Genomic DNA, 2,240 nt, shown 5'->3' with positions numbered 1-2,240 from the left:
TGGCGGCACCGGACTCGGGCTCGCGATCAGCCGCGAGTTGGCGAGCCTGCTCGGTGGCGAGATCCATCTGCGCAGCGCGCCGGGCAAGGGCTCGTCCTTCACGCTTTACCTGCCGCTGAGCTATTCCGGCCCGACGCTTGCACCGCGTGCGGCGCCTGCGCCGCAGCAGTACGGCCAGCCGCCGGCGCTGCAACCGGCTGCGTCCGACCAGCCGCGTGTCATCGAGCAGCTTGCCGACGACCGACTCAACCTCGAGCCCGGCGACACCATCCTCCTGATCGTCGAGGACGATCCACACTATGCCCGTGTGCTGATCGACCTCGCCCGCGACAAGGGCTTCAAGGTTCTGGTCGCCGCGCGCGGCGCCGAGGCCCTCGAGCTCGCCAAGCAGTACCAGCCGACCGCGGTGTCGCTCGACGTGTTCCTGCCCGACATGCTCGGCTGGACCGTGCTGAGCCAGCTCAAGCACAATCCGCTCACCCGCCACATCCCCGTACAGATCATCACGCTCGACGAGGACCGCCAGCACGCTTTGGCGCGCGGCGCGTTCTCCTTCGTCAACAAGCCGACCACGACCGAAGGCGTCTCGGCCGCGCTGACCCAGATCAAGGAATATGCCCGGCCGCGGCGCAAGCGGCTCCTGATCGTCGAGGACAACGAGGCCGAGCAGCTCTCGATTCGCGAGCTGCTACACCACGACGACATCGAGATCCTGACGACGGATACCGGGGCCGGCGCGCTCTCGACGCTGCGCGATCAACCCTGTGATTGCGTGGTGCTGGACCTGCGGCTGCCCGACATGAGCGGCTTCGAGGTGCTCGACCAGATCCGCAATGACGAGGCACTGTCGAACGTCCCGGTCGTGGTGTTCACCGGCCGCGAACTGTCGGCGGAGGAGGATGCAGAGCTCCACACCATGGCGCGCAGCATCGTGGTCAAGGGCGTGGAATCGCCCGAGCGCCTGCTCGACGAGACCGCTTTGTTCCTGCACCGCGTGATCACGGAACTGCCGGTCGCGAAGCAGCGCATGCTGGAGAAGCTGAACAGTTCCGACGACGACCTGATCGGCAAGACCGCCCTGCTCGTCGACGACGACGCCCGCAACATCTTCGCCCTGTCGAGCGTGCTGGAGCGACGCGGCATGAAGGTGCTGACGGCCACGACCGGCAGCGAGGCGGTGACCCTGGTCGAATCCAATCCGGAAATCGCGATCGTGCTGATGGACATCATGATGCCGCAGATGGATGGGTATCAGACCATCGGCGTGATCCGCGAGAACCCGGCCTTTGCCCGTCTTCCGATCATCGCGTTGACAGCGAAGGCAATGAAGGGCGACCGCGAGAAATGCCTCGAAGCCGGCGCGTCCGATTACCTCGCCAAGCCCGTCAACACCGATCAATTGCTGCTTGCGATCCGCATGTGGCTGCACCGCTGAGTTGGATCAGAGAATGGACCACGAAAAGGTCAATATCCTCCTCGTCGACGACCAGCCGGCCAAGCTGCTCGCCTATGAGGTGATCCTGAAAGAACTCGGCGAGAACCTCGTGATCGCCTCTTCGGGCCGCGAGGCGCTGGAGGTGCTGCTCAAGACCGAGATCGCGGTGATCCTGGTCGACGTCTGCATGCCCGAGCTCGACGGATTCGAACTCGCAGCGATGATCCGCGAGCACCCGCGGTTCCAGAAGACCGCGATGATCTTCATCTCGGCCATCCAGGTCAGCGACATCGACCGGCTGCGCGGCTATGAGATGGGCGCGGTCGACTACGTGCCGGTACCGGTCGTGCCTGAGGTGCTGCGCGCCAAGATCAGGGTGTTCGCCGAGCTCTACCGCAAGACACGCGAGCTCGAGCGCCTGAACCGCGAACTCGAGGACCGCGTCCGCGCTCGCACCGCGGAACTGGAACGCTCGACCGCGATGCTGCGCGAGAGCGAGCAGCGGCGCAGCATGGCGATCGCTGCCGGCAAGATGGGGTCCTGGGACTGGGACTGGATCAGCGGCGATTGGATGTGGGACGAGGGACAATACCGCATATTCGGCGTCACCGCCGAGAGCTTCGAGGTCAATCCGTCCAACGTTCAGGCCTTGTTGCATCCCGACGATGTCGATCAGTTGCGCAAGGCGATCGCCGAGTTCAACAAGGGCACGCGGGCCTATGAGACCGAGTTCCGCATCCTGCGGCCCGACGGTGAGGTGCGCTGGTGTGTGGGCACGGCGGCCGCAACGATGGACGAGAAAGGG

Annotated in this window: 2 protein-coding genes; both read left to right on the top strand. The window is 65.1% G+C overall.

Annotated features, from left to right (window positions below; translation table 11 throughout):
• A partial coding sequence (locus JHD07_RS38180) for a response regulator (RefSeq protein ID WP_291631625.1) occupies positions 1-1,435 on the top strand: 1,435 nt, incomplete at its 5' end.
• Between the two features lie 13 nt (positions 1,436-1,448).
• Positions 1,449-2,240, top strand: a 792-nt coding sequence (locus JHD07_RS38175; RefSeq protein ID WP_291631622.1) for a response regulator, incomplete at its 3' end; no start/stop codon positions are given.

The sequence above is a fragment of the Bradyrhizobium sp. genome (genome assembly GCF_016462955.1).
Classification (GTDB): Bacteria; Pseudomonadota; Alphaproteobacteria; order Rhizobiales; family Xanthobacteraceae; genus Bradyrhizobium.
The sequence above is the reverse complement of the archived record's forward strand: the minus strand, read 5'-3'. Positions and strand labels throughout refer to the sequence as shown.